The sequence below is a fragment of the Microcoleus sp. POL10_C6 genome, from assembly GCF_036701585.1.
Taxonomy (GTDB): Bacteria; Cyanobacteriota; Cyanobacteriia; order Cyanobacteriales; family Microcoleaceae; genus Microcoleus.
Window position 1 is genome coordinate 49,110 of the sequence record NZ_JAUBRB010000023.1, and the last position, 23,977, is coordinate 73,086.

General features: G+C 43.4%; 36 protein-coding genes. 13 read left to right on the forward strand and 23 right to left on the reverse strand.

Features of this window, described 5'->3' with window-relative positions:
- Positions 1–30 precede the first annotated feature (30 nt).
- From QUA34_RS15005 to QUA34_RS15055, 11 genes are all read left to right on the forward strand, one after another.
- A complete protein-coding gene (locus QUA34_RS15005; protein WP_333387822.1) occupies positions 31–954 on the forward strand; it encodes a DUF5131 family protein in 924 nt (307 codons plus the stop codon).
- Positions 955–1,628: 674 nt separating this feature from the next.
- Positions 1,629–2,003, forward strand: a complete 375-nt coding sequence (locus QUA34_RS15010; RefSeq protein WP_333176257.1) for a hypothetical protein — start codon at positions 1,629–1,631, stop codon at positions 2,001–2,003.
- A gap of 2 nt (positions 2,004–2,005) precedes the next feature.
- The gene (locus tag QUA34_RS15015; RefSeq protein ID WP_333387825.1) at positions 2,006–2,371 is read left to right on the forward strand and encodes a hypothetical protein; all 366 of its coding nucleotides are present in this window, start codon (positions 2,006–2,008) and stop codon (positions 2,369–2,371) included.
- Between the two features lie 49 nt (positions 2,372–2,420).
- Positions 2,421–2,750: a hypothetical protein gene (locus QUA34_RS15020; protein WP_333387828.1), complete on the forward strand. Its 330-nt coding sequence runs from the start codon at positions 2,421–2,423 to the stop codon at positions 2,748–2,750.
- Between the two features lie 21 nt (positions 2,751–2,771).
- Positions 2,772–3,023 carry a hypothetical protein gene (locus QUA34_RS15025; RefSeq protein ID WP_333387830.1) on the forward strand — a complete coding sequence of 84 codons (252 nt, stop codon included), beginning with the start codon at positions 2,772–2,774 and terminating at the stop codon, positions 3,021–3,023.
- Between the two features lie 90 nt (positions 3,024–3,113).
- The gene (locus QUA34_RS15030) at positions 3,114–3,479 is read left to right on the forward strand and encodes a hypothetical protein (protein ID WP_333387832.1); all 366 of its coding nucleotides are present in this window, start codon (positions 3,114–3,116) and stop codon (positions 3,477–3,479) included.
- Between the two features lie 8 nt (positions 3,480–3,487).
- Positions 3,488–4,477, forward strand: coding sequence for a hypothetical protein (locus QUA34_RS15035; RefSeq protein WP_333310448.1), 990 nt, complete (start codon positions 3,488–3,490; stop codon positions 4,475–4,477).
- A 55-nt stretch (positions 4,478–4,532) separates the two neighbouring features.
- The gene (locus QUA34_RS15040; protein WP_333310446.1) at positions 4,533–5,042 is read left to right on the forward strand and encodes a thermonuclease family protein; all 510 of its coding nucleotides are present in this window, start codon (positions 4,533–4,535) and stop codon (positions 5,040–5,042) included.
- Positions 5,043–5,048: 6 nt separating this feature from the next.
- A complete protein-coding gene (locus tag QUA34_RS15045; protein ID WP_333038882.1) occupies positions 5,049–5,657 on the forward strand; it encodes a hypothetical protein in 609 nt (202 codons plus the stop codon).
- Between the two features lie 11 nt (positions 5,658–5,668).
- On the forward strand, positions 5,669–5,992 hold the full coding sequence (locus QUA34_RS15050) for a hypothetical protein (RefSeq protein WP_333106796.1): 324 nt from the start codon (positions 5,669–5,671) through the stop codon (positions 5,990–5,992).
- 16 nt (positions 5,993–6,008) lie between these two features.
- Positions 6,009–6,239 carry a hypothetical protein gene (locus QUA34_RS15055; RefSeq protein ID WP_333106795.1) on the forward strand — a complete coding sequence of 77 codons (231 nt, stop codon included), beginning with the start codon at positions 6,009–6,011 and terminating at the stop codon, positions 6,237–6,239.
- Positions 6,240–6,359: 120 nt separating this feature from the next.
- On the opposite strand, the gene QUA34_RS15060 is transcribed toward QUA34_RS15055, so the two are convergent.
- From QUA34_RS15060 to QUA34_RS15145, 18 genes are all read right to left on the reverse strand, one after another.
- Complete coding sequence (locus QUA34_RS15060) at positions 6,360–6,611, reverse strand: hypothetical protein (RefSeq protein WP_333310440.1); 252 nt, start codon at positions 6,609–6,611, stop codon at positions 6,360–6,362.
- A 58-nt stretch (positions 6,612–6,669) separates the two neighbouring features.
- Entirely contained in the window at positions 6,670–8,547 is a 1,878-nt protein-coding gene (locus QUA34_RS15065) for a hypothetical protein (protein WP_333387835.1), read from the reverse strand.
- Positions 8,548–8,790: 243 nt separating this feature from the next.
- Positions 8,791–9,216: a hypothetical protein gene (locus QUA34_RS15070; RefSeq protein ID WP_333106792.1), complete on the reverse strand. Its 426-nt coding sequence runs from the start codon at positions 9,214–9,216 to the stop codon at positions 8,791–8,793.
- A complete protein-coding gene (locus QUA34_RS15075; RefSeq protein ID WP_333106790.1) occupies positions 9,149–9,451 on the reverse strand; it encodes a hypothetical protein in 303 nt (100 codons plus the stop codon). Before QUA34_RS15075 ends, QUA34_RS15070 begins: the two co-directional genes overlap by 68 nt.
- On the reverse strand, positions 9,448–10,341 hold the full coding sequence (locus tag QUA34_RS15080; protein WP_333387838.1) for a hypothetical protein: 894 nt from the start codon (positions 10,339–10,341) through the stop codon (positions 9,448–9,450). The genes QUA34_RS15075 and QUA34_RS15080 overlap by 4 nt, the downstream gene beginning before the upstream one ends.
- 10 nt (positions 10,342–10,351) lie before the next feature.
- Positions 10,352–10,645: a hypothetical protein gene (locus QUA34_RS15085; protein ID WP_333387841.1), complete on the reverse strand. Its 294-nt coding sequence runs from the start codon at positions 10,643–10,645 to the stop codon at positions 10,352–10,354.
- Positions 10,635–11,000, reverse strand: coding sequence for a hypothetical protein (locus QUA34_RS15090; RefSeq protein ID WP_333106787.1), 366 nt, complete (start codon positions 10,998–11,000; stop codon positions 10,635–10,637). Before QUA34_RS15090 ends, QUA34_RS15085 begins: the two co-directional genes overlap by 11 nt.
- Positions 11,000–11,224, reverse strand: a complete 225-nt coding sequence (locus QUA34_RS15095) for a hypothetical protein (RefSeq protein ID WP_333106786.1) — start codon at positions 11,222–11,224, stop codon at positions 11,000–11,002. The genes QUA34_RS15090 and QUA34_RS15095 overlap by 1 nt, the downstream gene beginning before the upstream one ends.
- A complete protein-coding gene (locus tag QUA34_RS15100) occupies positions 11,217–11,570 on the reverse strand; it encodes a hypothetical protein (RefSeq protein WP_333106785.1) in 354 nt (117 codons plus the stop codon). The genes QUA34_RS15095 and QUA34_RS15100 overlap by 8 nt, the downstream gene beginning before the upstream one ends.
- Positions 11,563–11,898, reverse strand: coding sequence for a hypothetical protein (locus QUA34_RS15105; RefSeq protein ID WP_333106784.1), 336 nt, complete (start codon positions 11,896–11,898; stop codon positions 11,563–11,565). The genes QUA34_RS15100 and QUA34_RS15105 overlap by 8 nt, the downstream gene beginning before the upstream one ends.
- Positions 11,899–11,933: 35 nt before the next feature.
- Positions 11,934–12,383 carry a GIY-YIG nuclease family protein gene (locus QUA34_RS15110; RefSeq protein ID WP_333387844.1) on the reverse strand — a complete coding sequence of 150 codons (450 nt, stop codon included), beginning with the start codon at positions 12,381–12,383 and terminating at the stop codon, positions 11,934–11,936.
- Positions 12,373–12,810: a hypothetical protein gene (locus QUA34_RS15115; RefSeq protein WP_333387847.1), complete on the reverse strand. Its 438-nt coding sequence runs from the start codon at positions 12,808–12,810 to the stop codon at positions 12,373–12,375. The genes QUA34_RS15110 and QUA34_RS15115 overlap by 11 nt, the downstream gene beginning before the upstream one ends.
- Positions 12,811–12,836: 26 nt before the next feature.
- Positions 12,837–13,094 carry a hypothetical protein gene (locus tag QUA34_RS15120; RefSeq protein ID WP_333387848.1) on the reverse strand — a complete coding sequence of 86 codons (258 nt, stop codon included), beginning with the start codon at positions 13,092–13,094 and terminating at the stop codon, positions 12,837–12,839.
- 2 nt (positions 13,095–13,096) lie between these two features.
- Entirely contained in the window at positions 13,097–13,291 is a 195-nt protein-coding gene (locus QUA34_RS15125) for a hypothetical protein (protein WP_333106778.1), read from the reverse strand.
- A gap of 135 nt (positions 13,292–13,426) precedes the next feature.
- Positions 13,427–13,756, reverse strand: a complete 330-nt coding sequence (locus QUA34_RS15130) for a hypothetical protein (protein WP_333387851.1) — start codon at positions 13,754–13,756, stop codon at positions 13,427–13,429.
- A 257-nt stretch (positions 13,757–14,013) separates the two neighbouring features.
- Entirely contained in the window at positions 14,014–14,580 is a 567-nt protein-coding gene (locus QUA34_RS15135) for a hypothetical protein (RefSeq protein WP_333106775.1), read from the reverse strand.
- Positions 14,528–14,896, reverse strand: coding sequence for a hypothetical protein (locus tag QUA34_RS15140; RefSeq protein WP_333106774.1), 369 nt, complete (start codon positions 14,894–14,896; stop codon positions 14,528–14,530). The genes QUA34_RS15135 and QUA34_RS15140 overlap by 53 nt, the downstream gene beginning before the upstream one ends.
- A gap of 69 nt (positions 14,897–14,965) precedes the next feature.
- Positions 14,966–15,274: a hypothetical protein gene (locus QUA34_RS15145; RefSeq protein WP_333387855.1), complete on the reverse strand. Its 309-nt coding sequence runs from the start codon at positions 15,272–15,274 to the stop codon at positions 14,966–14,968.
- An 82-nt stretch (positions 15,275–15,356) separates the two neighbouring features.
- Here QUA34_RS15145 and QUA34_RS15150 point away from each other — a divergent pair, with 82 nt between their 5' ends.
- Positions 15,357–15,605, forward strand: a complete 249-nt coding sequence (locus QUA34_RS15150; protein ID WP_333106770.1) for a hypothetical protein — start codon at positions 15,357–15,359, stop codon at positions 15,603–15,605.
- Between the two features lie 398 nt (positions 15,606–16,003).
- On the opposite strand, the gene QUA34_RS15155 is transcribed toward QUA34_RS15150, so the two are convergent.
- The gene (locus QUA34_RS15155) at positions 16,004–17,680 is read right to left on the reverse strand and encodes a mechanosensitive ion channel (RefSeq protein ID WP_333325426.1); all 1,677 of its coding nucleotides are present in this window, start codon (positions 17,678–17,680) and stop codon (positions 16,004–16,006) included.
- 101 nt (positions 17,681–17,781) lie between these two features.
- Complete coding sequence (locus QUA34_RS15160) at positions 17,782–18,981, reverse strand: transposase (RefSeq protein ID WP_333387859.1); 1,200 nt, start codon at positions 18,979–18,981, stop codon at positions 17,782–17,784.
- A gap of 147 nt (positions 18,982–19,128) precedes the next feature.
- Between QUA34_RS15160 and QUA34_RS15165 the strand changes: the two genes are divergently transcribed.
- On the forward strand, positions 19,129–19,593 hold the full coding sequence (locus tag QUA34_RS15165) for an SRPBCC family protein (protein ID WP_333387861.1): 465 nt from the start codon (positions 19,129–19,131) through the stop codon (positions 19,591–19,593).
- Positions 19,594–19,752: 159 nt separating this feature from the next.
- Here QUA34_RS15165 and QUA34_RS15170 read toward each other — a convergent pair whose 3' ends face one another.
- The 3 genes from QUA34_RS15170 to mutL form a co-directional block, all read right to left on the reverse strand.
- Entirely contained in the window at positions 19,753–20,370 is a 618-nt protein-coding gene (locus QUA34_RS15170; RefSeq protein WP_333387865.1) for an alpha/beta hydrolase, read from the reverse strand.
- 403 nt (positions 20,371–20,773) lie between these two features.
- Positions 20,774–21,598 (reverse strand): transglutaminase family protein, encoded by an 825-nt coding sequence (locus QUA34_RS15175; RefSeq protein ID WP_333387868.1) that lies wholly within the window; start codon positions 21,596–21,598, stop codon positions 20,774–20,776.
- A 401-nt stretch (positions 21,599–21,999) separates the two neighbouring features.
- A complete protein-coding gene (gene mutL, locus QUA34_RS15180) occupies positions 22,000–23,877 on the reverse strand; it encodes a DNA mismatch repair endonuclease MutL (RefSeq protein ID WP_333387871.1) in 1,878 nt (625 codons plus the stop codon).
- Between the last annotated feature and the right edge of the window lie 100 nt (positions 23,878–23,977).

The following is a 23,977-nucleotide window of genomic DNA, read 5'->3' on the forward strand; positions in this document are numbered from 1 at the left end:
CGCGTGATTACCCAACATCTAAAACACATTATGAGCAATATTCAGTGGACTGGCATCACGGCTAACCCCATCCATTTGGTCAAAGCCGATGGCAAACACGGCGGACACTGGTGCCATAAAATCAGCCCAGGATGCCTTCATTGTTATGCCGAAACAATGAATCTAAGTAACTACTTCATCTTTGCCAGTGGCTTAGCCTACAGCGGGACAGTTCCTGTCAACATGGTTTTCTCCTCAATCATCATGGAGAAGCTGGTGAAAACGAAGAAAGGTGAGAGAATTTTCATCTTCTCCATGACTGATTGCTTCGGGGATTGGATCAGTGATGATACGTTGGATTTAGCTTTTGCTTATATGGTGGTAGCGTCCCAGCACACCTTCCAAATTCTCACAAAACGCCCGGAGCGGATGCCGGACTATTTTCGATCGGCAAAAGAACCCATCAGAAAACACGTTGAGGATTTGAGACGGGAACTGAAATTACCCCCGGCAGAGTTTGTGTGGCCGATTCCGAATCTCTGGCTTGGCACGACGATCGAGAACCAAGACTGTACTAAAAGAATTCCTTACCTTTTAGAAACAGAATCAGTAATTTGGTTTCTGAGCTGTGAGCCTTTACTAGAACGGGTAACGATTAAGAAAGAATGGCTAGATCAAATCGACCAAGTAATTATCGGCGGTGAATCCGGGCCCGGTGCGCGTCCCTGTGACCTTGACTGGATTCGATTCATGGTCAGGCAATGTCAAAGTGCTGAAGATGTGGCGATATTTGTCAAACAACTTGGCTCAAACCCCATCCTCAGCGCCTGCTATATCGACGGAATAGCAACTACTTACCAAAAACTGAAGCTTAAAGATAAAAAGGGCGGGACGATCGAAGAATTTCCCGAAGATGTGAGATTTCGTCAGTTTCCTGTTCCGAGACAAATGTTGTCGTCTTCTCTCTCTCTCTAATCCTGCCTGAGAAAAAACCTCTGACCTGTGCCAATGGTTCGTCAGAGGTTTTTCTTTTAGCTACTGCCTACTCAACAAATATGACACTCACTAAAATCGGCGGACAAAAAATCGCTGCTGGCAAAATTGGAATTTCTGTTGAAGAATATCAGCAAAATCTTAAGTCTGGTTTGAAATGGTGTTTTTCTTGCCAAGCTTGGTTAAATTTGAACTTGTTTAATCAGAGCAAAAATGCGCGCGATGGGAAAGACAATCGTTGCCGAAGCTGTCGGAGAGCCTTTGATCGCCGAAGGTATCAGCCTATTCCGTAGCTTGCGGGCGCGTAGCGCATCGGTATAAGTAAACCCCGAGGTTTTCCCCCGGTTCCTGGCAGAGATGGCGACAAAAATCAAGCTCGCAACCGCGTAAACTATGCAGTCTCCCGCAATAAATTACCGCGTGCACCTAATATCCCCTGTGTGGATTGCGGTCATTTAGGAGACGATGGCGTACCGCCCCGCAAGCTACGACTCCATGAGTATGACCACTACAAGGGCTACGATGCCGTCAACCACCTAGAAGTCGAATGTGTTTGCGTTCCTTGCCAACGGAGACAGGAAAAGCAATATCACAAACACATCAGTCCTCTTAAATAGTGCTTCGCTGTAAAGTTCTAACTTTTCTGGACAAAGAATATGGCAATTCGCATTCCCAACAAAAATGGTAAGTTCTCTGACCCTGACCCGGAACCTGAACCTAAGTCGGAGTTACAGTCAGAGCCTTCTAATTCAAAGCCGAAAGAATCAATGTTCGCCAAATTTACAGCGAAATTAGCCTGGGAAATCAAAAATGTTGAGCCTGACTTAGATGAGCTGTTTCCTTATTACAAACACTACTGCTACATCTTTCTAACTCCTAACTGTGATGAAGAGTATGTAGGAGAAGGTTACGGAGTTTATCGAAATTGCTTAGAAAAATACGATGAAATTGGTCGGCGGTTGGCAAAAATGTGGCCGATCGAACAAGTAACTGAAGAGAAAAAAATCAATCACAACAGTCGAGGTAAGTAATTATGGCAATTCGCATTCTTCCTAAAAATTACAAATCCGGTGAGCCTGAACCAGAACCTAAAGAATCTAAATCTTCAGATTCTGGATTTGATGTTGATTTAGTATTTCAGAAATTGAATGCTAAACTTCGTTGGGAAAAAGAACATATCAAGCCTGTACTCGGTGAACTCTTCCAGTCCTATGGCGACACCTGTTATATCTTCCTAACCTTTGGCTGTGACGAAGGATATGTCGGCAAAGGTTACGGCTTTTACCACTCTCGCACCGCCGACTATGATGAGATTGGTCGGCGGTTGGCTCAGTTGTGGTCGATCGAACAGCTAACTGAAGAGAGAAAAGTAAATCATTACAGTCGTGGTGCTAACTAGCCAATAAGTAATGCTTCGCTGTAGGGTAGTGATTTCTAGAAACAGTAATATGTCACTACCCTATCTCACAAAAATTAGCGATTCTAACGATTCTTTCATCCATCCTTCAGCTATCCAATACGATCAACTAGCGGTAAGATTAGCTAACCGGCTACGTTGGAAGAGACTAAACATTGAACCTGAGCTAGAAACACTTTTTCGCTATTACCGTAACACCTGTTCTTTTGCAGACAGAACCCATGGATTTGAAGCTGCTAAGTCTCCCGAAACTTACGCTGAAATCGGTCAATTGTTAGCCAAGATGTGGTCGCTCGATCAACTTACAGAAGTCAAGCAACTGAATTATTACAGTCGTAGGTGCTTCGCTGTAGAGGGGTAGTGTTTAGCTAATTGTTGACCAATGGACATTGAGACTTTAGAATTTTTGGGACAAAACACCCAACAACAGTATCAAAAACTAACAGCGAAAGCTTTGTTTGAGATGGAATATATTGAGCCATATTTAGGCTCAATATTATTCCCTTATTACAGCCACTACTGCGTTATCTCGGTACTCGGCATTAACTATTCTCACTACCGATTTGGATTTTATGATAGCGGTAGTCATGCCGATCGATACGATCGAATTGCCATGCTTCTTAAAAGAATCTAACAAATCATCCGAAAAATGGACTGTTACATCGTGCTCATATAACAGTCAATTAAATCAAAACATCAAGTCAATTAATTGTACCCTAAATCTATGCAAGTATTTCTCACCGGAACCGAAAGACTTGAGAAAATGAACGAGGAAATGTGGACGCGAATTCACAATATCATCAAGCTCAATGCTACAATTTTAATCGGGAATTATCGCGGTTTTGATCAGTTAGCATTAACATTTTTAAATGTTTTGGGATATCCTAACGTTAAAGTTTATGAAGCGGGAAGCGGTATAGGTTTTGGATATCCAATCATTGATGCAGGTCGATATCCACGTCAAGATATCCTAATGAGTCGATCGGCAGATTATATGTTGGCAGTTCATGACGGTCTTAGCTATGGAGTTAAAGCCAATTTAAGACGGATGCCAGCGGAGAAAACGCGAATCATTTACGTTAACATTTGAAATCAATCATGAAACTAAAATCAATCATTTTTGACGAAAAAAATCCTAATCGCGATCGCAGCCTGAAAATCTTTGAGGAAATCCAGAAAGATTTGCTTAAAGAAATCAGAGGCGATCGCACCTATAAAATGCCTCCGAACTACATCAACTGGCATACTTTGAGCGGAATTGTCTCGGTAGCTTTGTCAAGTTGCGGTTCTGAATATGCGAAAGTTGATATTTCGGCATTTATTCATAGCTACCGAACAGCTCTTTGGTTTATCAAAGATGCTCCTATTTATTGCTTGACTGAGCAATTAATTACAGCGTTCGATCGAACCGATGCGCTTGCTAAACCTGGTATCCTTGCAGGCTGGCTACCGTCCTTACCGACTTTTCTCTTAGCCATACCTAAAGGATTTATCCACACACCGGACGGCGGTGAAGTGGATTATCTCACAATCTCTTGTAGCGATTGTGAACATCCTGAGTGGAATTCTGGTAGCTGGCACAACATTCAAATTAAACCGTTTTCGCTAGAACACAATCTATATTTTCAGATTTGCACCGTAGATTCATTAGAAACTGTCTGGACTTCAGGAACTGCGGTCAAAGCTGACGGTAGTTTGATTTACGATGAAAATGAGAGTTTGGGTAAACATACAATATCGATCGATGATAAAGCTTTCCTCCAACGCATCAGAAACTTAGTAATCAATGTGTTGTTGGCTCTGGAATTTTCACCAGATTTATTGATGTCCGTTACTGAATCTGAAATCAAGAGAAAAAATAAAGGATTCCAGCCTATCAATTGCACTTTTTCTAATGTCAGATATCCCCGATGGTTGGGTAAAAATTATCAACCTTTCTCGGTAATATCCGCAGACAAAAAAACTCATTTCTCTCCGTGTACTCACTGGAGACGAGGACATTGGAGGATGTTAGAATCAGGTGAGGGTAAGCGCTGGCGAGATAGTAAACGGCTTTGGATCGAACCTGTTTTAGTCAATTCTCCATAGCCTTAATTAAGCCTTAAAATTAAATTACAATAGATAAAATACTTTTGAGGCTACCATGATAACACCAGGAACTGTCTATAACTGCTTTTCTAAATTGGTATTTGATGGTGATACTTTATTGCTAGATTCTCAAGGTGCAGAACTAAGAGTAAGATTGCGGTGGATAGATTCACCTGAATCTCAAAAAAATGGGCAAACTAGCACCGACCCCGGAATACTTAAACACTGGGAATGGGCACAAAAAGCTAAGACAGCTTTGATGAATTATGTAGCAGGAAAATCAATAATCACGGTTCCGATCGAGAAAGATATATACGATCGCTGGGTATGCGATTGTTACTTTGACAAAATATCGGCAGCAACCAACATACAAATTCAGTTATGCAAAACTGGAATGGCAGTTACTTATATGCCATTTAATCGCTTTGCCTACAATACCCGCGAATTGACTGTACTCAGAGGTGTCATTACAGAAACTGCTGCTGCTAATCGTAAAAAATTAGGGCTTTGGTCAGAGCCTGACCTAATTCTTCCTTACGAGTTCAAAAAGTTAAATCTATCCTGAAAAAGAATGCAATTAGCTGAAAAAATTGTTAACTATATGAAAGCCAAAAATTACCAATTGGCTACACGAGCGGGAGAAAAAAACATAATTTATGTGGAAGGGATGAACCCGGACGGAACCCTCAATGCCGATACTCCAAATCATTTCAATGATGCCCGACTGCTTTTAGTTTTTTATGATGGATTGCCCCAGATCGAAGGTGCTTGGGAAGCAACAACCGAACCGGGCTACTACTACACCGACAATCCGATGAACCCTAACGGTGCCGCTAGAATTGCCTTTGGGCAGTATCGAGCTTGGCAAGTCGGCCTTCACGGTTACTCTCACCCGCACGAAGCTCTTATCCAGGTTGCACCTGTTCGCGTTTACCGAGATTGGAACCGGGACATGATGAGGACTGGGGATGCGATCGATGAAGGTTACTTCGGCATAAATCAGCACCACGGGTACGGCCACCCTAAGAACGACATTTACACCGCCGGAGCTGGATGTTTTGTAGGTCGCGATCCTGACGAACACTTTGATTTTATGGATCGCGTCAAGTCTGACCCACGGTATATTGCTGACCCAAATTTTGTATTTCCAACAACTATCATTCCAGGTGACAAACTCTAATCTATGGGAAAATGAAGCAAGAAACGCTTGATTATGTTGCGGGTTCGATCGGTATTATTGCAACCATCTCAACTTATATTTTTTGGCTAGCATCTCGACAAATTAAGGTTGATTTAGTCTACAAAATTGATAAGTTTTGTCACAACTTTAGCAAAAAACAAGAAAGCGATACGATATCTACTGCGTTTAAGTTACGGCGCTGGCAAGATATGAATAAACTTCGATGGATAACTTTAGAATGTAGAATGGAGGCTATTGAAAAAAAATTGGATATTGGCTCGTGCAATATCATTGAATCGATCGAAAGACAATTTGACGATGAAGATGAAGACTAAATTACTCTAGAAAACTATGAAGTTTAAAAAACCTACTCAGGATCAATTAGATATTTTGTCAACTATTTTCGGAGGGATCGCAGGCATCGCAGAATTGCTTATCGCTTGTAAACGTGTTAGTAATGAAGACGGTCAGCTTGTTGCTGGGCTTGCATTAATTGTTTGGAGTTTTTTTAGCAATAAACCACCTCGCATTGTTAAGCTCAGAGGATTTCCAAAATTACTAGATGAATTGACGGAGGAATAGTATCACTAAGATTCCTGTCAAAATACCTAATAGAAAAAACAAAACTGCTAACTGATCCATAAATCTCATAGTAAAATCACAACTTAAAATGATTTTACTATGAGATTTACTTTTGGGTCATTATGGATTATTAATTTTATCCGATATAACCTTTGTTGTTCCTACGGCTCCGCCAACCAAACCTATGATTAGTCCAGCAGTAAAAGTGTCTGCTGGATTTGCAGACTTTGTGCGCTTCAATTCTTGACTTGCTTGATGCGCGTCCTCTTTTAATTCTTGCATTACATTGGGGACAACTTCAGCAGTTGTGAGTATGGCTGTTGTCAATGTTCCCGCCAAAAATACTGATTCGCCTGGGGTTGGTTTACGCATTTTTTCTCCTAGTTTTGTTGGATTGATGTACTACAATCGAATTGACAAATAATTGGAATTACCTCTTTTCCAAGTAATTCTTGAATTTAGCAATTAGAGAGGGTGTGCCGTACTTCATTACTATGTACTGAAAACACTTTTTTCCTACATCTGAATAACTTCGAGGCTTCCTTCTTCCCTGGGTGAAACCCAAACCAATTTGTATGAGTTTGCTGGCACTTGTATATTTATCGGATAATTCCAAAATGCGCTCAAAAACTGCTGTTTCTGACTCATTTGGCAGTAATCTTGCGAAATCTTCGGCATCCCAGATAACTGGATAATCCTCTCTGGCTAAGGCTTTTGGAATTATCTCGCTTTTGATAAGGTTATCTAAAGCTGATAATTCTTCACTTGAGTTATCTGCTGAATTATCTGGTAAATTATCTGACTTTTGGCTGGCTTGCGATCGGTGTAAGTCTATTTGTCGAGCGAGTTCTTCAGTGGTTGATTCTGCTAACCAATAATCCCACGATACTGACTGATTTAATGCCCGATTTAGTTTGTCTATGTCCGATTCTATGTCCGATTCTATGTCCGATTGTATTTCAGGTAGTCTCTCAGATTGTAGTTCACTTTTTGTGTTGTGCAAGCTAAGGTTTAAATCAGGTTTCTGGTCAACTTCTGAATTACTAATAACTTGATTGTCCGACTCTGAACTAAAGCCATTAAATAACTCATAGACCCATTCAGGGCGTATCCAGTACGGCAAAATAGAAATAGGTAAATCTTTGATGCACTCTCCCTCTTCATCTTTGATGCCCGAAATAGTTCCTTTGAAAAGTGGCTGATATTTGCTGTCCGATCGTAACTGTAGTTTGATAACTCCTGAGTTAACAGATTTACTAAAACCATCACCACCGCCGAAAGCAGCATTAGTATCATTATGAGCAATGAAGATAGGCGCTTCTTTGCCTTTGCGAGGGTCGCCAACAACTTTTCTGGTTAGTTTGCTGGCAGGTTCCGCCGTACCTTCTTCAAAGCCATATTGTGTCATCTCATCAAAGATAGAAGTCAGCCAATCATCCTTCAGAGTTCTGACTTTGAATCGATCGTACATAGCGTTAAGTTGTTGACCAACTTCTTCAAAGTTTTGATTTGCGCCATAGCCGGGAACTCCCAACTTAACCAAACTTTTCCAGCATTCATCATAATTTTGATGAAAGTGAGGGTCAGCGATCGAGATGATTTTGTGACCATACAAATAATGCCGGCACAGTGCTAAAAAAGCGGCGAAGTAACTTTTAAAGCTACCCATATCTCCATAAATTAGGATGGGTTTGTGCATCAGTTGTGCAATCCATCCTCCTTCATGCTCCTCAATCAATTTCAACAGCTTCGATCGGGCAGCAGCTATATACTCCGCTCTCTTTTCTTCTACTGTTTTCTCTCTTGCCACACCACCCGGAACACTATCAACAACAGAATCAGAAATAAAATCTGTTTCTGTTTCTGACTGAGAATCAAAAACTGTTTTTGTTTCTGGTATTGGGGGTTGTGAAGTTTTGAGAAGATGCTCAAGAATGGTGGGGTGATCGTGAGCCATGACTCGGACAAAATTCTGCTGAGTCTCCGCTTTGTAGACCTCAACCGAGGCATCAGCCCGAAGTTTCTCTTTGACCACTACCTCCTCAACCAGGACATCGGTGAGTGCGGAGTTAACAGCAGCATCAAGCGCTTGTTGTTTCAGTCGCTGCTCAAATTCCCAAAGCTCTTGCCGTTCGAGCTGCTCCTTTTTTTTCTGGCTGTCCTGCCAGCCAAAATATCCGCAGCCGATCGCAGCAACAGAGCTGGCTTGCCGAACTCCCACCCAGCGATCGAAAGGAAGCGGCATTAATGCCAGCGCCAAAGAGCAAAATGCTCCGAAAAATGACCCGATCGTTACCCTGTTACCCATGACTCATGACTCCTATCCTTTACCCAATCCCCAATACCCAAAATCCAATACCCAAAATCCAATACCTGATGCCCATGCCCGATGCGCGAGATGCGCGCGATTTCCGATCCGATGCCCGATGACTGATGACCGATGACTAATGACTGATGAGTGATGACTGATGAGTGAGGAGTGATGCCAAGACTTAAAATCTCCCTGCTGCTGACTCAAACCAGTACAGCCGTAGCAACAGGGAGGTAAGTGTTATTTACTACCAGCACCAATGATCCACATAGCGACGATGATAAAGATTGCGATCGCCAAACCATGCTGCCAGGTCAGGAGATAATACAAATCCCAGAAGCAGAGAATGCCTCCGATCGCCAAGGTTGCACCGCCTGTCCGCCAGAGTCCGACATAAGCGCGATCGGCTGGCGACATGAAAAACAGACTCAGAGAGCCGATGACGATCGCCACGATTCCTAAGAAAAGATGTGACGGAAAGAGCCGGAATAAATTTGCAATGCCGATGCCGATCGAGAACTTCACTACCAAAAATAGCCAGTTGTTGACATTCTTGAGGTGTTTCAGTTCCGCTGACGGCTTGAAAACCAGTTCTTCTTTAGCTTGCTGTGGTTGTTGTACAGCAGGCTTCTGGTTTTGTGGTAATTGTGGAGTTTGTAAAAACATGGTTGGTGCATTTATTGAAGGTTTTGCCGTAGAGCAGACAACAATTGGCGCAAATCTCGATATTCTGTATTGCGGAAGCTTCAGCAACTACTAAATATCCGTAACGGTTGGGTACTTTGATTCCTGGTTGATGGTCATCTGTCGTTACCCAGCCTGTATTTGTCGTAGCAGCAGCGCCGTTCTTGTAATCGATCGAGCTGACGACTTTGAAAACTTGACCTTTAGAAATAATCAACTTTCACCTCTCATGAATTTAGTAAATCTTGAAAAACCACGATTTATCTGCGAAGCAACACCATTAACTTTGCCTGCCATGTCGCCTGACCAGTTAACCGCTACGTTGATGGAATCCTTCGCTTTGGCTGTTGTTGAGCGTTGTACTGCTGCCGTAGCTTGCGGGGCGGAACGCCATCGTTGTGTAGCTGAACTTGAAGCTGAAACAAATTGAGGTTGAGAGTAATTGGACTGACTAATTTGGAGGGGAGCAGAAGTGGAACCGCCGAGAGATGGATGGCTCAAACCATGAGTACCGTGTTTCAAACCGTATGAAGCTTGCTTATAGATATTGGTTTCTTCTTCTTTCCATTTTGCTAAATCAGCAGCAAACTCTGGATTTCCTTGCATCTTTAAACTGGCTGCGTCAACTTCGGCAACTTTCTTGGCGAGGGCAGCAATTACCGTGTTGTCCCAGAAAATCTTATCTTGTTCAGTTTCCCCAGTGAATTGTTCTTGGCTTTTCGTAAGTCGATAATCTTGGACTTCTACTGTTGCGCCATATTTGGCACGAGCAACGGCAACATCTATCTGAGCTTTCTTAATTTTCTCAGCGCCTTTATAGCCAGCTTCCATCAGCCAGCCTTGGAACTCACGGAAACAGATTTGTGCGTCAATGAGTAGCTTGAATTTCTCTTTGATTTCGGTGATGTGGTCAAGAAACCATTTTGCTTGGATTGCCCGATCGCCGATCGCAGCCCAGCCTTGGGGAGTGAGTTGGTTCAAGTCAGCAGTTGTGATGCCAAAGACCTCATCCAACAGTTGCTCACCTTCAGCATCAAGAGCGCCACCGACTAGCGTTGTGAGAAGGTAGGTCAAAACATCTTGTTCTTGGTCGAGTAGTTGTTGCATTATTTTCCTCTTAATCTAATTGTGTTGAATCATCAAGATTTAGATTATCTATCCAGATAATTGCATCGGACAAAGCTGATTTTGTGTCGTGAGAAGCACCTTGTTTCAGTCGATCGTACACACACCATTTAACTCTTGTGTTCAACTCAACCGATTTAAGCTGGATTGTTAAGCCTAAATGTTCATATTCTTCAGCATCAGAGTCAGATTCTATAACGCCTCTTCTTTGCAGATTCAGCAAGAGTTTCATGGCTAAGTTGCTGACGGTACGAGCGGACAACAAATTCAAGAATTTATCTAACATTATTGCTTACCTCTCCCAATTCTTCATCGTCATACTCCATGAAATCGTTGATCCACTTTTTGGCTGCTAGGAGGGAGTCAGCGGAGTCATAGGTCATGCCTTGGTCAAGAAACCGATACATACCATCGTAGACATACCAGATCCATTGTTCGCTCCAGCGTTCCTCTCCATCAATGTGAAAGCATCGCAAACGGATAATCAATCCACAGTGCTCATATTCGTCAGAGATTGGTGGATCAATCACCCATTCTGTGATTGCACCTTTCAATTTCAGATAAATCAGAAGTTGTTTGGTGAATGACAGGACGATCGAATCGGGCAACAGACTCAGGATTGGTTTGAGATTTTTACGCATTATTCGGGTAAACCATTCGGTGTTAGGTAAGCTGTAATTTTGACCATTTCTCCCGGTTCAGGTTTGGGAAGTTGGCGCTCAACTGCTTTCATTGCCTGAAGAACGCAAATTTCTGCATCACCGTAGAATGTAAAAATTTGGGTTGGGCGACGGCTGCTGAAAACGTAAATGTTGCGAGAAAATTGATTTCTTGCTGGAGCTTTACCAAGTAGCCAATCAAACATCTATTTCTTCCTCAGCTAAAGCTAAAGTATCAACATCATCAGCTAGAAACGCATTAGCCCATTTAACTGCTAGAGCGATCGCATCATTTTCGGTAGTAGCTGTTCCATTTCCAAGGATTTCAGTACCTCTACCATCGCAAACAAACCAATACCAGTACCAGTAATTTAACTTTACACAGGCAACGATTTTAATTTCTAAGTCCAGATAACAGTAAGTTTCGGATACAGCGGATTGATCCGGCTGCCAATTCCGTAACTCATCTTTTTCGTGTAAGATTTCTACGATCGAAGTACCAATCTTTTGAAGAATATTGATTGGAACAAAATTCAAAACTTGCTTAAGCATTTTGATCACCTGGAACGATTGAAAAAGGTACTTTGCCCTGAAGAAATTCGACTGTCCAAACTTGAGCTAGAGCAACAGCCTCATCTCTGGTATCTCCCACCCCAGTCTTTAGAATTACTTGCCCAAAACCGTCATAGATTATCCAATCCCAATATTCGATATCTTCTTTCAGAAATTCTGAATATGTAGAGAAAAACTTGATTTGAATTTGCAACCCTACATAGAAATAGCAACCTGGCAGTAGATGTCGAACATCCTGATTACAATTTTGAAAGATTTTATTACTCAGTTTTCGGGAAACCTGACTAGCTTTCTGCTGAGAAGCCAACAGATTTGGGAAGAATTTCAAGATACGTTCGAGCATTATCTAAAAACCAGAGAGGAAAAGAGCATCAAAATTAAAACAGCCAGAGCTAAGTAAGCGAAGTTAACCAGCCAACAGAGAAGAAATAGCGTGACTTGCATCAGTAAAACTCTGTAAGGATTGGCTTCAAACCATTCTGTCCTACCATCAAATCCGGGAGCGCGGTGAACATTCCAACGCTTAAAGATTTTGTGCATGGTTTTTTCTGTCAGTTTCATGTTCATCGTGAAGACGATCGCCCTAATTTGTAACTTGGCTGCGTACTCTCGTGACAGGAAATAGTGACGTGTTTTTGGTGTTTCACTCAAACCAATTTTCGACAGATAACCGTCTTGGAAAATGTAATTAAACCCAGGGATATAATCACTTTTTCTTCTAGATTTTGGCTGCTTAGGTTGCCGTTGGTGTTTAAGTATTAGACTGGCTTTAGCATTATTTTTATGTGGCATTCAATTCTTTCCTTAAACATTCGAGTGAATGAGACAAAAGTGCCACTTTTTGACTACATAATGCTTTATGTCGTGGGTAAAGAGTTCGTAGCGTTTGACTAGCGTTAACCCGCGTGTCAAAATCACTGGAGGTCAACTCTTGTTCAAGTTTTGCGAACGTAATTTTGTTTTGCTCGATTTCAGCTTCAATTTCATTAAGCGACATATCGTAGCTTGCGGGGCGCGAACGCGCCATCGGTTTCTTGACTTTGCGGAGCAAAACCGCTTGTCTTTCTGCCAGTTTTTCGTTACGTTTCGAGAGCTGTAAAAGTTCTTGACTTAATTTCAAAGAAACCTTTGTATCAGTGACCTGTTCTATTTGAGCTTTCAGATTATTTTTGAGCAATTCGTTGGCCTCGCGCTCAGTTTGAAGCTCGTCATAGGTCATGCTTGTCAATCTTTTTACCATGATTATTACTCGACTGTTTGACGGTTATTGTGGCTACCTATGCCGACGGATGGAGAAATTTGATAGACTGTGGTGTTGTTGACTGTTTGACTGCCCTGTACGATCGTCGGAGGGGTTTGTTTCAGCGCGTCTTGATACCCGTTTTGATAACAGAATGCACCGAAACCAACTACCAATGCTGGGATAGCTCTACTCATCCAAGGATAGCCAGGTTCTGTCTTAGTTGTTGCTGTTGTTGAATCTGGCGAAAATTGGTCATTCATGGTTAATAATCCTTGCTGTGATTAACAATCGTTGCGATCATATTACTTGCGCGATCAGTTGAGAGTCTTACCCAACCTTCATCTGCCATATCTTGAACATCAATTTCTACTCGCCATTCTGCGATTAAAGTACAGAAAGCAATTTCTGCTGTACTGCCTACTCCAAAAAGTTTCAGGAAATCGAGAATGGCTTGCATATCAGTCGTTATTTCCACCCTTTGTCATCCTTCAGCTTTTTGTATCGGTATTGAATGTTTTGAACTTTCTTGCCCTGCTGGATATTTCCCCACACATTCAGAATTACTGTTGTCAGAAGTATTAACCCGATTTCGTTATTGCCCCCAACAATCAGCAGTGAGATAATTGTCGTCAGATGCAAATGTACATTCATAATCTTGCTGTTCAGTCTCGAAACGGTAACAAACTCCAGGATAAGGACAATGCCTACCACCTACACAATTTGGCGGTATTTCTCGTTCTTTTGGTTGGCAGAGTTGCAGGTTGTCGTCTACTGGTTCCAGAAGTCGAGTTCGATCGCCTAATTCAGACAAATCCAAGTCCTTCACTTGGCAGAGTTCTAAACATTGTTTCTGAGCACTGTAGACGTAAACTCTCTGGTTTGGACTCCAATCATAAACTTTGTCAGAGGTTATAGGAATCATTTAGCAAACTCCTGTCATCCAAACTGAAGGGGCTGAAATTGGATAGGGATTACCAGAAGGTCTAAAAATCGATACTAGCCACTGAATCATTGTCTTTTCCTCTTTCTGTCTTTTTGAACAATTGCAATGTGATGAGGAGAGCAAACTCGCATAAACAACCAAGGCAATGAGTAACTTTTCTCGGTAAGCTGAACGAGCTTGCTCTTCTAGAATTAGCCGCTCGCTGTAAGCTCCAGCTAGTTCTATGCAGGATTCGATTAGCCCCAAAGTCCAGTTATCTGTTTCGGTTGCTGTTTTTTTCCCGGTAAACTTCCACCACGGAGATCTAAAGGAGTCGATCGAATAGATTTAGTGATTGAACCAAAATTCGCTCGAACTTTAGTTGCTCTGTCTTGAAGCTTATCCACTACATTTGCACCCAGGGCAATGCAAAAAGTATCAACTATTTGTTCGGATGCTGCCTCAGCAACATCAGTCATTGCTAAGCTGGCTTCTTGAGTGACCGATCGAATAGCAAGTACCATTCCATTGGTTTCTTCTTGACCGTCGCGGTGTTCGCTATGGTCGATCACACTTTCATCAATTTGATCATTCTGATATTCACTGCTGCCAGTTCGGTTGCTGGCAATTTGTAGCAATGCTTCCGACGGGATAATCATTTCTTCGCGAACAAGTCGGTAATATTCAGTCACTTCGAGAGCATCAGCCTCTAAAACCTGAGAGTTCTGCCAATCTTTCTGACCAAGGGCTTTACGGACATTGGTGATGTCGCTAACTTTGCCCAGACCGAGTTGAGCTTTGAGTTCGATTCTTGAAATACTCATCTGTGTTGATTCCTATGTTTTGTAAGTAATTGCGGGTTTTGTCGATATCTCGATCGCAAAAGAGGAAGATTTCCTCTAGCTGAACCAGACACCATTTTGAGAAATCCGAGAATTTGCGACTATAGAGCGATCGCTCAATTTCTGGGCATTCTTCCTCAAGCAGTGCCAATCTTCGTTTAAAAGTTGCTTCTGCCATTGGCTTATTCGTTTTGTTGGAAATCTTGCCCAGTTCTGCCCTTAACTCCGATCGCGTCCAGAAATTGCGCCTACCCGATTCTTCCGTAACTTGCGCGGTTATTGTGTTTCGGCGTTTCATGTCTTTGTATGAGCTACTTTAGGGATAGCTGGGGCTGTCTTTCAAGTAGCTCACAGCCAGAGAAAAAAATTATCGATTGTCCCGTGGGCTTCCTTTTTCAGTGCCTGGTTCTTCGCCTCGTTCTTCAGCTTTGGGTTTGGGGTAAGTTTTCGTTGCGTCCCAGTACCCGAAAGCTCGTCTCTGATTCCATACCTTCTCGGCTGCTTCCTGAGCCGTTTTTCCGAAACCTTTCACAATGCAGTTGCGGTTGAACGAACGTTCAACCACAACTAGATGCTGTGGCTGTAGTAACATAATGCTGTCTCCTAGTGCCGTGTGGCGGCATTGGTGGAAAGTCTGGTGAGCGTGCTTCAACACGTTTACCAGGCGTTTTTGCACTGTAACATCCAAATGATGTTATGTCAAGAGAATTTAAAACTTTAATCTAAGATTTGTTGCGCTCATAGAATATGCTAAAAAAATGAGCACAGAAAAGATTAAAGGAAAAAGTAGGGATTCTCGTGATCGACTTACATTTGATGTAGGCGAACTGCGTGATCGGCTTAGAGCTCAGGCGATCGAACCGAATCAGTCGCTAGCATCGATCGTGAGGATGGCCCTGATCGAATGGCTTGAGCAGCGAGAAGCCATCGAGGATAAAAAATCTTCCGAAGAAGAAGAGAGGAGAAAAGGAGTCAGGAGGGAAGAAAGCTCTTCTCCTGACTCCTGACTCCTTAACTCCTTCCCAAGAAAATTCTTAAAAAAACGATTAAATTGATATATCAGTTATTGATAATCCTTAAAAGCTATACAGAATAACTATTACAACTATCTTAACCCCACTTTGGGGTAGTAGGGGTCGTGGGTTCAAATCCCGCCGCTCCGATTGTGATAAAACCTTCTCTATGAGGAGGTTTTGTTGTTTTAGGGCCGACGACGCAGCTCTTACCATTCTCAATTAGGGGCATCGGCCCAGAAACAAGAATCAATCTCTCCTTCCGAACAGTCTATAGCTGTATCCTCAAATTCAAATCAAATTCAAAGGCTTTGCGATTGCTTCGCGACCCTCACAATAAAATTAATCATAAAAAAAAGGCGTTTGTATTTGACAAACGCCTTTTTATAGAATTACAAACGCGGCGTCTTATCTTGTTTAAACGACGCTAACAATTCGCGAATTTGGTCGGCCGCAATCTCGCGCCCGCCCAAACCAAAAGCTAAAGCAATGCCAACTGCGATCGCCCCAAGCAGCAGCCCGAAAGCCAAATTCACAATATCGCTGCCAATTCCCATTTGTTGCAGCGCCAAGGCTGAAACAAAGGCAATAATCGCAATCCGAGCCGCTTGGCCCAAAAGCCGCGCTTGACGAGTTCCAGAACTGGCAATCAAACTAAACGCCAGATTCGCCAAATACAAGCCGATCGCAAATACCACCAAACCGGCCAGCACCCGACCTGCAACCAGGACAATACCGCTAACAATCGCCGTCAGTGCTGGAATCCCCAGCACATCGGTAGCCGCCACCACAGCAAACAGCATGATGCCCACCTGCACCACGATGCCGACAAACTCAGAAGGCGTGCGGGCCGGAAGTTCCGGTTCCTGAAGAATCGTTGCCTCCGGATCGATCGAACTTGGCGGTAGTCGCAGTCGCTGTTTCGGCTGCTGCACTCCCAACCAAGAAAAGACATTGTTAAAGCCAATTCCCGTCAGGATATTAGTCACCAAATCGCTGATCCAGCGCCCCAAAAAGTAAGCAACCCCCAGAATTAGCGCTGCTGTAAAAATGTTGGGAAGCGCGCCCAGAATCGTGTTGAGCATCGCGATTGCCGGCTGCGAAATCGCCTGAATGTCCAAAGCGTTCAGAGCTGCGATCGCCGTTGGAATCAAAATCAAAACATAGACGATCGTACCGACAATCCACGACAGCGATTGTCCGCCAGAAGTCCGCGAAATTCCAAACCGAGCGCCCAAACCGTCCGCCCCAGCAGCAGCCAACAGATTAGTGACAATCCGCCGCACCACCATAGCCAGTAGCCAGCCCACAAACCCAATCACCACAGCTTCCAGAATTTTCGGAATTGCCGCCAGAATTTGGTTGAGTAAATTATTAACCGGCAGCAGAGCCTGCTGCATTTCGAGTGAGTCGAGAATCAGCGGCAAAAACAGCAGAAAAATGAACCAGTACAGCGCATTCGCCACAGTATCGCTCAGCAGCAAAGGGCGCTCAGTGGGCGCAGCGCCCACCTCCTGATTCAAGCGCTCGTCCACGCTAAAAGCCCGCATCGCCCGCGATACGGCCATTTTGGCGACAGTTGCCAACACCCAAGCAATCCCCAACCAAATTAGCGCGCCGGCTAACTTCGGCAAGAAACCGGTAATTTGATTGAGAAAAGTATTGAGGGGTTGCGAGACAGCCGTTAGATTCAGCCGGTTGAAAAAGGCAATTAGGAAAAAGACAAAAATGATCCAGAACACCGCTGCGGAAATCCATTTTTCCACTTGCGGGGCTCCAGCTCCTTCCGGGCGACCGGTAATCCAAGCAGCCAACCGGTTGTCGATCGTAGTCTTCTTGAGCAATCCCCCCACTACAGATGAGACGAGGGCTGATACTATCAAGCCAATGAGCAGGATACCGACGGCCCAGAGGAGATTTTCAATGTTTGAGCCCTGAAGGAAATTGTTAATTCCGCGTTCTGCATCTGTCAGGGCATTCCCGGGCTGGGCCTGGGCCAAAATGCGATCGGACAAAGCCGCTATGGGCCCCGATACCGGTTGAGTTATTTCTTGCCAAGTTTCATTCATTTTTTTCTCAGGTTAACGTCACATTTGACAAGGACAAGACGAAACTTTAATAATAGTTCCAAAAAATCTAGACATCGCCTAAATTTAATGTTTGTACACTTTTAAGGTACTGGGTTAACTACAAAACCCTCTATCGAATTTGGGATAAACCAATCTCCGACTGCTTTTGGGCCAATATTCCAATAACCCTTTACATCGGCATTGATGAAGCGTCCAGTTTTGGTTCTGAACAATTCTCTTTTTACCGTACTGCCAATGTAGTCGGAATGTTGTTGAATTGGTTCCCAATCCAAAGCTGAACATTGGGAGGTGTAACTCTCCTCAACTAACAGAACTTGAATTCCAGCAAGTTGTCCTTTGTACTGCAACATTTGCACAAACCGGCGATGGGGAATACAGGGAAAATTTTGATTATTAACCAAACCCGTATTAATCCCATCTTTAAAATCATCGTTCCAGCCTATAGCCAGCAAGCCAATTTGATGATTAACGAGTTCTTTAATAATTGCGTAACTCGTCGTGTGGAGGTAGTAATCCACTTTACAGTTACGCTTGTGCCACAATTTGGCGAGTTTTTTACGGTTTTTTTGCGCTACGGGCAGCAATAATTTCACTGCCGATGAAACTTGATTGCAGTATTGATTGGTTGACTTAACAGCCCGTCCGTCGTAGATTGTCGCTACTAACCCACGAACATTGTAGGTTAATGTTGCCAGATTGTTTAATCCTAAATCTATGGCAGTTACTGTCTGATTAACTTGTAAAGGCTGGTCTAACGTCTCATAGAGCACCTCGACCAGATAACAACCTACTTTGGCAACAATCCGGATTTCCAGAATCGAGGTGACTTTTAATGGCAACCAAATATTAGTCCCGGAGGGGCGAGCATATCCTTTTTTTAAGGCTCTTTTGCTAACAGCTTGACAATTAAATACAACTACATAGCGCACCTCCTCTCTTTTTCGCTCTCTTGAACCTTTATAATGAGGACTGTTCGGTGCGGTTTTAAATTTAGTGGTGTCTTCCTGATAGTTTCGCACCCCTAGATAGTAGCTAGTCCATGCTTTGATCACTAAGCCGATCGTGCTTTGTGCTAATTTTGCGGGCAGTGCTTTGTAATCAGGACTTGTTTGGAGGGCGTGATCAACAGCCAGAGCGTTTGTTTGTTGGCTAGCGAAAAATTTTTTACGGTAGATGTAGTGAGCGCTATTGTAAAGATTTTTGCACAGCAAAGACAGTCTATCGGCTTCTCGATAAAACCTATGATTTGGTTTAATGATGTGCCTTTCGACTAACTCCATAATCGGTATATATACTTTAATTCAAGATGATACACTGTATTTATGAGTGTGTCAATCTTTTAATTTCTGGAAAAATTGACGTTACAAGTAAATAAAGGACTATCTAGTAAGCAAAGTTTTGTAATACCCTCCTTGTTGCAGGTTCTCATGTCAATTCGTCAAGTTTTCGAGCAATCCATTGAAATTCGCGCTGCTGCTACTCTGGTGGAGCAATGTATAGTCGATCGCACTTTAATGCACAAGTGGCTCAATCCCCTGCTACGCTGCGATCCCCAGGGCGAATGGGATACTGCCGTAGGAAGTCGCAGCTTATTTATCATAAAAATTCCCGTTTTGCAACCCTCTTTAGAGAGTGTTGTGTTGGAGCGACAACCCGGTTTAATTGTTTGGGGGTTTGACGGATTTTTCAAAGGATGCGATCGTTGGGAATGCCAGCCGCAAATCCAAGGAACTCTCTTGATTAACCGCTTTGAATTTCAAATTCCCAATCGTTTAATTAGATTTGGTTTCAATCGCTTTGCAGCCCCTTGGACACAAAAAGATATGAAAGACCAACTCCGCAGACTCAAGCGGGTAGCAGAGCAACTATCTCAAAGAATGAGTAAGGGGTAATGGATAATGGGTAATTGGGAACTTTTACCCTCGCGTAGCCGAATAATTGGTAATCGGTCATAAGTAATTCCTAATAGCTGAAAGCTAGAGCTAATAGGAAAAAAGCACCAATTCCCAATTCCCAATTCCCAATTCCCCCTTCCCTCCAACTTCAGTTATTTATTTCGCACTTCCCGAGGGATTGGGCTGACAAATCATTTCTCTCGCCGAATTCACGGCTTGGTTAGCCGTATTTTGCAAAGCCGGGGAATTCTGATACAAAGCTTGCAAATCTTGCACATCTTTAATCACTCGTTCATAAATAACCATCGCTTGATTGCCGTCAACTTCTAAAGCAGCAGGGCTGTAATTTTGCATCACTTCTATCAGCGATATTTTGCCATCTTTGGAAGCTGCGACTAAAGCATCGCGCAGTGCGGGCGCACTTTGCAGCCGAGTTGCCGGCGCATAAGCAACCTCCCCCAATTGTTTGAAAACAATTTCCCCAAAATAAGTGCTTGCTAGCCGCGCTACTAATTGGGAATCTAAAGGCACTTCTCGCGTTAATATTTCGCGCATCGACTCAGGAGTTTGTTTCGCAAGACTCAGAACGCTTTGCAGTTGAGATGATGCTTGGCCTGTTTGTGCAAAGCTTTGCAAGTCGCTCATCGGTAATGTTACGTCAACAGCACCGTATTTTACGGTAACATTATCTAATGCAAAGGCTTTGCCGCTGCTTAGGAATACTGCACTTGTTCCCAGCAAAAACGCCAAACCTAAGGATAAAGACTTTGACATTCTTTTGGTTAAATGGGCTGACAGGGGTTGCATTGCGTGGAGATACCGTTGTTGAAACTGAAAGTTCATGAGTTTGTGCCTCTTTAGGTCAAAATACTTTTTAGATCGCTCGTCTGTGCGGGTATCAGTGCGGGTATCAGTGCGGGTATCAGTGCGGGTATCAGCCGGGAAAGTGGACCCGGAAGTTCGGTAAATGACCTATGATTTTACAGTCATGTCAAGCAAATTTAACCTATCAAAAGATAGGTATTAATTGACCATTAATATGTTATGATTAGCCGTTTGACAATTTTAGAGACATTGGCAAAAATTATAAAAGCGAAATTTGGTCGTCAGGCAGCAGTTTATTGAGTGCCACTTTTATGTCTTATAGTGTACTGTGCGACATATAGGGAATTTAAGTTCAAAAATCCCGATCGAGCCGATCGACCAATTGGCGAATTCTAGCAGCATCAGGAGCATTCGGAGCATTTCTCAGGTATAGTTCCAAATCGTGGCGCGCTTCCACCAAGCGTCCCAGTTGATAATAGAGAATTCCGCGATCTCGCCGTTCCCCCAGCGCATCGGGAAACAGCAGCAAAATCCGTTCGATCGCCAAGAGTACCCTCACAGCATCTTGCTGTTGCAAGTAAATCGCCTTCAGATTTCCCAGCATTCGCCCCAACAAATGTCGGCGACTTACCGGGGCGAGAAAAGTGGGCTGCAACTCCATAGGTTGACCATAAATTTGAGAAAGTCTGGCTTGACAATCTTCAGGAAACAAGATTTCGCCGCCGTTAAACGCATCAACAAAAATGCCAGCATCTTCAAAATCCGGTCTAATTAAAAAATGTCCTGGCATCCCAATTCCCACCATCGGAAAATCAATGCGCTTAGCAACCTCCAAATAAACCAAAGATAAAGAGATCGGAATACCAGTACGCCGATCGATCACTTCATTCAAAAAGCTATTGCGGGGGTCGTAATAATCAACATCATTGCCCGCAAACTGCAACTCCCCGTATAAATAGGCGTTAATAGTTTGAATAATCCGCAGCGGATAATTCTGTGTCGGCAGGCGTGAGCGCACTTCATCTGCGATCGAGTCGAGAGCATTTAGATACTCCTCTGGCTCTAAATTTGGGTATTCTTCCAAAGCCATATAGAGGGCAGCTTTCGCCAGGTCTATCGAGCCATCTGGCTGATTTATTTCTCGATAAAATAGTTGTCGGGCGATCGGAAAATCCATATTTATTATTGATTTATTTTTTATTTACATTCTGTACCCATATCATGAACAGGCAAGATGCCTGTTCCACAACAAAGATTATTCGGGTGAATCGGCATTTTTTGGTAGTATAATTAACCTTTTTTATGGTAAAACAGGTAATTTTTCTTGTGGAACAGGCATCTTGTCTGTTGCAGCTTTTTGTAATATAATTAACCTTGCTTATGGTAAAAAAGGCATTTTTTCTTGTGGAACAGGCATCTTGCCTGTTGCCCAAAAAATATTAAAAACACTGCATTATATAAATTTTAATATATTCTAAGTTTTTTCATCTAAATCAGCCCCTATTTTTAATAAAGCTTCACGATTTTTTTTAAATCGAGCCAGATTGAGGTGAACGCCCTCGGATGTCAAATCAACTTTCAAATCCCGTGACTTTTACCAATCACCCAACTGCGGCGAAAAATCCGAGCCAGAGTTGATTCTTCCAAAGCAAAATAGATAGGGCGGCCGTGAGGACAAGTGCGCGGATTACGAGTTTGCTGCCATTCATCCAACAAATTTTGCATTTGGGAAAGACTCAAAGGAGTACCATTCCGCATAGCGCTACGGCAAGCAGTCGCAACTTGAGCAGCTTGCAAATCGGCGACTTTACTGAGTTCAAAAAGCGCCTCCGCACGGTCATCTCGATCGGCTAACAATTCAGGAACTTCGCGGGCGGCCCATAGCTGTTCCCCAAAACTTTCTACTTCCAAACCCAAGCGGGATAAATTCTCAATTTGCAGTGCAGATAATTGACTGAGAATTACTGGTTTTTCTAGATTTTTTAGCTGCCAAGCAGCGCACAATTGCTCGTATAAAACGCGCTCGTGAGCGATGTGTTGTTCCACTAACCACATTCCGCTGGAATGTTCGGCAACAATGTAAGTATTGTGAACTTGAGCGATCGCCCTCAATTCCATCAATCCTATTTTATTAGCTTTTTCCTCTTCACCGCCGCCATCATTCTGCCTAGCCGAAATCCCGACACTGTAAGCACTTTTTTGTTCCGATGCCTTCAGCAATTTTCCCACTCGATCGGGAATTGGGGCAGGCGGCAAAACTTCATCGTTCAAATGCAAAGCACGAGCAATTGCCGCGCTAACTTGTGCTTGCCAAAAACTCGGATCATGCAGATAAATTTCAACCTTAGCGGGGTGGCGGTTCCAGTCGATTTCCGAAGGGGAGATTTGCAGGTGGACAAAACACACGGGATAGCGATCTCGCGGACAAGTGCGGGCAAAGGCGCTGAGAATAGTTTGCTCTAATTCGGGCGATCGCACAACTCGCCGATTTACCCCAACTTTCACCCAATCCGGTCGCCTGCGGTGACAGCGATCGGGCAAACCAATTACTAATTCTAAAAACTGGGAATTGGGAATTGGGAATTGGGAAGTAGCAACTGGTAATTGGTAATTAGGCTTCACTGTAGCGCCAACAAGTTGAGTTTCTAGCAATAAATTTGCAGCTTTCTGATTTTGAGGACTCGCCGACAAATCTAACTTTAAATACTGCAAATCGCTCGATCGCAAACCGCGCACAAATTGAGGTAAAAGTTGTTCCGCTGTGCTACCAGGAGTTACGTGCAAACAAGGCGTATTTCCTTGACGCAACTGCCAATTAACGTGCGGGTGACAAATAGCAATTTGCTGAAGCGTTAATTGGATCGATCGCATTTGCTGTGCCGGCGACAAAAAACTGCGGCGCACAGGCCAATTGCCAAACAAATTATCAACAGTCACCACCGTACCAGGAGCGATCGCGGCTGTTTCCACCTCCACAGCAACGCCCGCGTTATTGTAAACCACCCGCCATCCCGATCGAGCATTTTCAACTCCCCCCTTGTTAAAGGATGATTTGGCGGGGGTTTGCGCCGACTCTCGATTTTCCGAAAAATCCCCCAATCCCAAATCATTCGATCGGCTCAAAACCTGCAAACAGCCCAACTGAGCTAAACTGTGCAAAGCTTCCCCACGAAATCCCAAAGTATCAATTTTGTAAAGGTCAGCTTCAGTGGTAATTTTGCTTGTACTGTGAGGCGAAGCCGCCTGCCGCAAATTTTCCAGATCCATTCCCGTACCATTATCTGCAACTTGCACTCGCCACTGTTCGGGCCAGACAGAAACAACGATGCGAGTTGCGCCAGCATCCAGAGAATTTTCAACTAATTCTCGTACCGCAGCGGCGATCGAGTCAATCACTTCGCCGGCGGCAATTAAGTTGATAACTTCTGTGGGTAAGGTTTGAATATTAACTGGCATCAAATTTTTAGCAGTTCGTTAATTCAATTATACTTGATTCTCTCAGTCGCTACACAGTATTAGGACTTACGCTCTTAAACCCGGTTTATTAGGAAAATAT

What these genes read in the sequence shown, in the direction of transcription:
- QUA34_RS15115 (WP_333387847.1), bottom strand. Translation starts at nt 12,810, where the DNA reads ATGACCTATGACGAGCTTCAAACTGAGCGCGAGGCCAACGAATTGCTC.
- QUA34_RS15055 (WP_333106795.1), top strand. Translation starts at nt 6,009, where the DNA reads ATGAAGTTTAAAAAACCTACTCAGGATCAATTAGATATTTTGTCAACT.
- QUA34_RS15050 (WP_333106796.1), top strand. Translation starts at nt 5,669, where the DNA reads ATGAAGCAAGAAACGCTTGATTATGTTGCGGGTTCGATCGGTATTATT.
- QUA34_RS15010 (WP_333176257.1), top strand. Translation starts at nt 1,629, where the DNA reads ATGGCAATTCGCATTCCCAACAAAAATGGTAAGTTCTCTGACCCTGAC.
- QUA34_RS15035 (WP_333310448.1), top strand. Translation starts at nt 3,488, where the DNA reads ATGAAACTAAAATCAATCATTTTTGACGAAAAAAATCCTAATCGCGAT.
- QUA34_RS15110 (WP_333387844.1), bottom strand. Translation starts at nt 12,383, where the DNA reads ATGCCACATAAAAATAATGCTAAAGCCAGTCTAATACTTAAACACCAA.
- QUA34_RS15065 (WP_333387835.1), bottom strand. Translation starts at nt 8,547, where the DNA reads ATGGGTAACAGGGTAACGATCGGGTCATTTTTCGGAGCATTTTGCTCT.
- QUA34_RS15165 (WP_333387861.1), top strand. Translation starts at nt 19,129, where the DNA reads ATGTCAATTCGTCAAGTTTTCGAGCAATCCATTGAAATTCGCGCTGCT.
- QUA34_RS15090 (WP_333106787.1), bottom strand. Translation starts at nt 11,000, where the DNA reads ATGCGTAAAAATCTCAAACCAATCCTGAGTCTGTTGCCCGATTCGATC.
- QUA34_RS15095 (WP_333106786.1), bottom strand. Translation starts at nt 11,224, where the DNA reads ATGTTTGATTGGCTACTTGGTAAAGCTCCAGCAAGAAATCAATTTTCT.
- QUA34_RS15015 (WP_333387825.1), top strand. Translation starts at nt 2,006, where the DNA reads ATGGCAATTCGCATTCTTCCTAAAAATTACAAATCCGGTGAGCCTGAA.
- QUA34_RS15150 (WP_333106770.1), top strand. Translation starts at nt 15,357, where the DNA reads ATGAGCACAGAAAAGATTAAAGGAAAAAGTAGGGATTCTCGTGATCGA.
- QUA34_RS15045 (WP_333038882.1), top strand. Translation starts at nt 5,049, where the DNA reads ATGCAATTAGCTGAAAAAATTGTTAACTATATGAAAGCCAAAAATTAC.
- QUA34_RS15140 (WP_333106774.1), bottom strand. Translation starts at nt 14,896, where the DNA reads ATGAAACGCCGAAACACAATAACCGCGCAAGTTACGGAAGAATCGGGT.
- QUA34_RS15080 (WP_333387838.1), bottom strand. Translation starts at nt 10,341, where the DNA reads ATGCAACAACTACTCGACCAAGAACAAGATGTTTTGACCTACCTTCTC.
- QUA34_RS15125 (WP_333106778.1), bottom strand. Translation starts at nt 13,291, where the DNA reads ATGCAAGCCATTCTCGATTTCCTGAAACTTTTTGGAGTAGGCAGTACA.
- QUA34_RS15025 (WP_333387830.1), top strand. Translation starts at nt 2,772, where the DNA reads ATGGACATTGAGACTTTAGAATTTTTGGGACAAAACACCCAACAACAG.
- QUA34_RS15175 (WP_333387868.1), bottom strand. Translation starts at nt 21,598, where the DNA reads ATGGATTTTCCGATCGCCCGACAACTATTTTATCGAGAAATAAATCAG.
- QUA34_RS15085 (WP_333387841.1), bottom strand. Translation starts at nt 10,645, where the DNA reads ATGTTAGATAAATTCTTGAATTTGTTGTCCGCTCGTACCGTCAGCAAC.
- QUA34_RS15020 (WP_333387828.1), top strand. Translation starts at nt 2,421, where the DNA reads ATGTCACTACCCTATCTCACAAAAATTAGCGATTCTAACGATTCTTTC.
- QUA34_RS15040 (WP_333310446.1), top strand. Translation starts at nt 4,533, where the DNA reads ATGATAACACCAGGAACTGTCTATAACTGCTTTTCTAAATTGGTATTT.
- QUA34_RS15005 (WP_333387822.1), top strand. Translation starts at nt 31, where the DNA reads ATGAGCAATATTCAGTGGACTGGCATCACGGCTAACCCCATCCATTTG.
- QUA34_RS15155 (WP_333325426.1), bottom strand. Translation starts at nt 17,680, where the DNA reads ATGAATGAAACTTGGCAAGAAATAACTCAACCGGTATCGGGGCCCATA.
- QUA34_RS15135 (WP_333106775.1), bottom strand. Translation starts at nt 14,580, where the DNA reads ATGAGTATTTCAAGAATCGAACTCAAAGCTCAACTCGGTCTGGGCAAA.
- QUA34_RS15070 (WP_333106792.1), bottom strand. Translation starts at nt 9,216, where the DNA reads ATGTTTTTACAAACTCCACAATTACCACAAAACCAGAAGCCTGCTGTA.
- QUA34_RS15170 (WP_333387865.1), bottom strand. Translation starts at nt 20,370, where the DNA reads ATGTCAAAGTCTTTATCCTTAGGTTTGGCGTTTTTGCTGGGAACAAGT.
- QUA34_RS15160 (WP_333387859.1), bottom strand. Translation starts at nt 18,981, where the DNA reads ATGGAGTTAGTCGAAAGGCACATCATTAAACCAAATCATAGGTTTTAT.
- QUA34_RS15130 (WP_333387851.1), bottom strand. Translation starts at nt 13,756, where the DNA reads ATGATTCCTATAACCTCTGACAAAGTTTATGATTGGAGTCCAAACCAG.
- mutL (WP_333387871.1), bottom strand. Translation starts at nt 23,877, where the DNA reads ATGCCAGTTAATATTCAAACCTTACCCACAGAAGTTATCAACTTAATT.
- QUA34_RS15030 (WP_333387832.1), top strand. Translation starts at nt 3,114, where the DNA reads ATGCAAGTATTTCTCACCGGAACCGAAAGACTTGAGAAAATGAACGAG.
- QUA34_RS15120 (WP_333387848.1), bottom strand. Translation starts at nt 13,094, where the DNA reads ATGAATGACCAATTTTCGCCAGATTCAACAACAGCAACAACTAAGACA.
- QUA34_RS15060 (WP_333310440.1), bottom strand. Translation starts at nt 6,611, where the DNA reads ATGCGTAAACCAACCCCAGGCGAATCAGTATTTTTGGCGGGAACATTG.
- QUA34_RS15100 (WP_333106785.1), bottom strand. Translation starts at nt 11,570, where the DNA reads ATGCTTAAGCAAGTTTTGAATTTTGTTCCAATCAATATTCTTCAAAAG.